This is a genomic window from Mycobacterium sp. (assembly GCF_035499775.1).
Classification (GTDB): Bacteria; Actinomycetota; Actinomycetes; order Mycobacteriales; family Mycobacteriaceae; genus Mycobacterium.
Window position 1 is genome coordinate 1 of sequence record NZ_DATJYB010000271.1, and the last position, 3,877, is coordinate 3,877.

Annotated in this window: 6 protein-coding genes; 2 read left to right on the forward strand and 4 right to left on the reverse strand. The window is 69.0% G+C overall.

The genetic code is table 11. From position 1 onward, the window contains the following. Positions 1–10 precede the first annotated feature (10 nt). Positions 11–517, reverse strand: a complete 507-nt coding sequence (locus VML93_RS17440; protein WP_414686384.1) for a helix-turn-helix domain-containing protein — start codon at positions 515–517, stop codon at positions 11–13. Positions 518–645: 128 nt separating this feature from the next. Here VML93_RS17440 and VML93_RS17445 point away from each other — a divergent pair, with 128 nt between their 5' ends. Together VML93_RS17445 and VML93_RS17450 are read left to right on the forward strand one after the other, a co-directional pair. Next, positions 646–2,295 (forward strand): bifunctional NAD(P)/FAD-dependent oxidoreductase/class I SAM-dependent methyltransferase, encoded by a 1,650-nt coding sequence (locus VML93_RS17445; RefSeq protein ID WP_325612542.1) that lies wholly within the window; start codon positions 646–648, stop codon positions 2,293–2,295. 164 nt (positions 2,296–2,459) lie between these two features. After that, positions 2,460–2,654 (forward strand): hypothetical protein, encoded by a 195-nt coding sequence (locus tag VML93_RS17450; RefSeq protein WP_325612543.1) that lies wholly within the window; start codon positions 2,460–2,462, stop codon positions 2,652–2,654. 23 nt (positions 2,655–2,677) lie between these two features. Here VML93_RS17450 and VML93_RS17455 read toward each other — a convergent pair whose 3' ends face one another. From VML93_RS17455 to VML93_RS17465, 3 genes are all read right to left on the reverse strand, one after another. Next, positions 2,678–3,058 carry a hypothetical protein gene (locus VML93_RS17455; RefSeq protein WP_325612545.1) on the reverse strand — a complete coding sequence of 127 codons (381 nt, stop codon included), beginning with the start codon at positions 3,056–3,058 and terminating at the stop codon, positions 2,678–2,680. A 10-nt stretch (positions 3,059–3,068) separates the two neighbouring features. After that, entirely contained in the window at positions 3,069–3,656 is a 588-nt protein-coding gene (locus tag VML93_RS17460; protein ID WP_325612546.1) for a hypothetical protein, read from the reverse strand. A gap of 12 nt (positions 3,657–3,668) precedes the next feature. Further along, positions 3,669–3,877 (reverse strand): hypothetical protein (locus VML93_RS17465; protein ID WP_325612547.1); only part of this gene is annotated, 209 nt, incomplete at its 5' end.

A 3,877-nucleotide genomic window follows, 5' to 3' on the forward strand; every position in this document is an offset into this window, starting at 1 on the left:
GCCTGAGCACTCACTGGTGCACATGCGCCCGCTGTCCGTCGCGGTCGAAGATCATGATCAGCTCGGCCGGGCCGTCCAGCGCGGTGATCGCGTGCGGGACCATCGTCGCGAACTCCGCTGCCTCTCCCGCGTCGACGTCGATCTGCCGCTCACCCAGCCATAGCCGCGCGCGCCCCTCTAGCACCAGGAACCAGTCGTGACCCGGGTGCACCCGCTGGTCGGGCGGTGTGTCGGATGCCTCGAAGCGCATCTTCATCGCGACCGTGCGCCCGTCTGGACGGCTCAGCGGCCACGTCGTCCGCGCGCCGCTGCTGTGCGCGACCGGACGGATGACGACGTCATCGTCGGTGGGCACCCCGAAGAGCACATCGAGGCTCACCTGAAGGGCGTTGGCCAGTGGCACGAGCACGTCCAGGCTCAGGGTGCGCTTGCCGGTCTCGACCCGGCTGATGGTCGACGGGCTGAGGTTGGTGCGCTCAGCCAACTCGTCGAGCGAATATCCCAGCGTGGTGCGCATGCTCCGCAGGCGCGACCGCACCAACGCTTCGACATCGGCGGCTCCGCTCACCTGGCCATCCTGACACACGTCTTGCGACTTCCGCAAAAGCCCTTGCTAAAAGCGCCTGACGCCGTAGAGTCGAACTCATGAGCGAGCAACCCGCGCAAGGCCAGCACTCAGCCCTTCCCAAGCACCCAGAGCGCGGCGGCCCTGTCCAGTACCCCACCTTGGAGCGCCACTGCGACGTCGCCGTGATCGGTGGCTCGGCCGCCGGTCTCGCCGCTGCGCTGCAGCTTGCCCGACAGCGGCGCAGCGTCATCGTGGTCGACGACGACACCCCCCGCAATGCCCCGGCCCCGCACATGCACGGCTACCTGGGACGCGAGGGCACGGCTCCCGGAGAGCTGACGAGGATCGGGCGCGCGGAGGTGCGCAGCTACGGCGGGGAGGTACTCACCGGCCGGGTCACGGGGGTGCGCCGTCGCGACGACGGCAGGTTCGGGCTCGACCTCACCGGCGGCCACACGCTGGTCGCCCGCCGGGTCCTCGCCGCGACCGGCCTGACCGACCAGCTCCCTGCGATCGATGGCGTCGCCGAACAGTGGGGGCACGGCGTGATCCACTGCCCGTTCTGCCACGGCTTCGAGGTCCGCCACCAGCGCCTGGTGCAGATCGTCACCCACCCTCTGAACCTCCACCCGACCCCCCTGTTCCGGCATCTGACCGACCGGCTGACCGTCGTACTGCACGATCGGACCGGACTCGATAAGGGGGTCGTCGACGCCCTCGCCGCCTCCGGCGTCGTCGTCGAACACAACGAGGTCAGCCGAATCCTCACCGGGCCGGACGGCGAGGTGTCCGGTGTCGAACTCGGCGACGGTCGCCTCCTCGACGCCGACGCCGTCGTGGTTGGGTCGCGATTCCGAGCCCGCGCTGACGTGCTGGCCGGGGTCGGGCTCACCACCACCCCGCACCCCACCGGTGCCGGCGACGCCCTCGCGGTCGACCCGCGCGGCGAGACCATCGTGTCCGGGGTCTATGCGGCCGGCAACGTCACCGACCCGAGCCTGCAAGTGCTGCCCTCGGCCGCCCAAGGCAGCCAGGTCGGCGCCATGATCGCCGTCAGCCTCGCCGAGGAGGACCTGCGCAACGCCGCTCGGCTCTCCGGCGAAGAAGCCGACTGGGACCACCGTTACAGCGGTATAGAGCGAGCATGGAGCAGCAACCCCAACGGCACGCTCGTCCACGAGATCACCGACCTGGCACCGGGCCGGGCACTCGATGTCGGAGCCGGCGAGGGCGCCGACGCCCTCTGGCTGGCCGAACACGGGTGGAAGGTCACCGCCACCGACATCTCCGGCAACGCGCTCGCCCGGGTGCGCGCCGAAGCCGTTCGACGCGGACTCGCCGTCGATCTCCTACGCAGTGACGCCAACGATCCCGCACCCTTCGGCACCGAGACTTTCGATCTGGTCTCGCTGCAGTACGGCTCCTTCAAGCGCACGCCCGACCAGCGCGGGCTGCGCAGTCTGCTCGATGCCGTCGCTCCCGGCGGCACGCTCCTGGTCGTGCACCACGACCTCACCCCATTCAGCGAGCCATTCGACGTGGCGACCCAGACCCGGATGTATGACCCCGAGGCGTTCGTCGGCGTCAACGAGGTAGCCGTCGCCCTCACCGCGGACCCTGAAACCTGGCACATCGAGGTCCACGAAACCCGGCCACGGCCCCCAGGTGCGGCCAGCACCCACCACGTCGACGACGTCGTGCTGCGCGCAACGCGACGAGCGATCTGATCGCGCCGCCCGATCTCTCCAAATACCCAGCGGTATTGCGGAAACCGGTCCATGACGCGCTACCGATGAGGTTCACCTGACGCACCCTGCGCGGGGCGCCGCGGCACATGGCCTGATACTTACTCGGGCATCACTCTGGTCGCTGCTGGGCGCCGACGACCGCAATGCAAGCGTTCAAGGTCGTTGATGCCTGGAGTGGCACAACCCCGGCGCTGGAGTTCCTCGCCAGCCCGCGCGGCACCCTGTGGGTGCCGAGAAGCTCATCCACGTCACGCGACCAGGCGGTATTCGTTGATCAGGCCACCGACGCGAGCCTGTCTTCGGATCCGGTACTGTCCGAGATCGATCGGTTCGGGTAGCGGTTTCAGCGGCGCAGCGCCGTTCAGCGACCTGTGAGGCCGGTGCTGATTCTGGTAAAGTGGTGAGTCTCGTACTCGCGCAGGATTCGCCGCAGATGGCCCTGGTTCCAGATGAGGGTGCGGTCCAGCAGTTCGCGTCGGCATCCCCCGATCCAGCGTTCGGCGATAGCGTTCATGCGAGGCGTCCGGACGTTGCAGAGCACGGTCCGGATCCCGGCGTCGGCGAGGACCGCGTCGAACGCGGCGGTGAAGTTCGAGCCGCGGTCGCGGATCATGAACTTGGCCCGCTGCGCCTCATCGCCGAGGTCCATCAGGAGGTTGCGGGCCTGCTGAGCGGTCCATTCTCCGGTGGGATGCAGGGTGATGCCGAGGATGCGGATGCGCCGGGTGGCGTGCTCGATCACGGCCAGGACATTAGCCTGGGTGCCATCGAGCAGGCCGGCCGTGAAGAAGTCGCAGGCCAGGATGGCCTCGGCCTGGGGAGCGCAGGAACTGCGACCAGGGCGGCCCAGTTCGGCGCGGTGCGGGGTTGATCCCGGCCTTCTTCAGAATTTCCCACACCGTCGACGCCGCTACCTTCACTCCCAGGCCGGCCAGCTCGCCATGGATCCGACGGTAGCCCCAGCTGGGGTTCTCACGGGCCAGCCGGAGGACCAGGGCCCTGATGTTCCGGCGGGTCGCTGGCCGGCCGGTCTTACCGCGTATGGACCTGGCGGCCCAGCGGCGGTGGATGATGTTGCGGTGCCAGCGCAGGATCGTGTCCGGGGTGACCAGTAGCCGCAAGCCCTGGCGCCGCGCGTTGGGTATCACACTGAGCAGGGCCGCGAGCAGGGCCCGGTCCGCCCAGGTCACGTTCGGGCGGCCGGGCTGCCGCCGTTGCAGCACGGCGAGCTGGTGGCGCAGGATCAAGATCTCTGCGGTCTTCCACGCCTCCTTGCGTCGGGACAGCCGCAGCCATGCGGTGGCCCGCGTGATTAGGAGGAAGATGAACCGCAGGCACATGATCGGTGATCATCACGGCCGGACGGCTGGAAGAGCAACTCTGCTGCTCAGAGCCATGGACGAGATTCTCGGCACGCACAGGGCCGCGGTGAGCGGGCTTCCGGTGCCCTCGATCCCGCAGACCTCCGCCCCGCGGCGGAAGTCGATCAGCGCCGTCAGGGACGGGCAGCGGCCCGCCGCAGCACTGCTTTGCGGGTCTCGGTGGCCACCACGACCGACAG

What these genes read in the sequence shown, in the direction of transcription:
- VML93_RS17440 (WP_414686384.1), bottom strand. Translation starts at nt 517, where the DNA reads ATGCGCACCACGCTGGGATATTCGCTCGACGAGTTGGCTGAGCGCACC.
- VML93_RS17445 (WP_325612542.1), top strand. Translation starts at nt 646, where the DNA reads ATGAGCGAGCAACCCGCGCAAGGCCAGCACTCAGCCCTTCCCAAGCAC.
- VML93_RS17450 (WP_325612543.1), top strand. Translation starts at nt 2,460, where the DNA reads ATGCAAGCGTTCAAGGTCGTTGATGCCTGGAGTGGCACAACCCCGGCG.
- VML93_RS17460 (WP_325612546.1), bottom strand. Translation starts at nt 3,656, where the DNA reads ATGTGCCTGCGGTTCATCTTCCTCCTAATCACGCGGGCCACCGCATGG.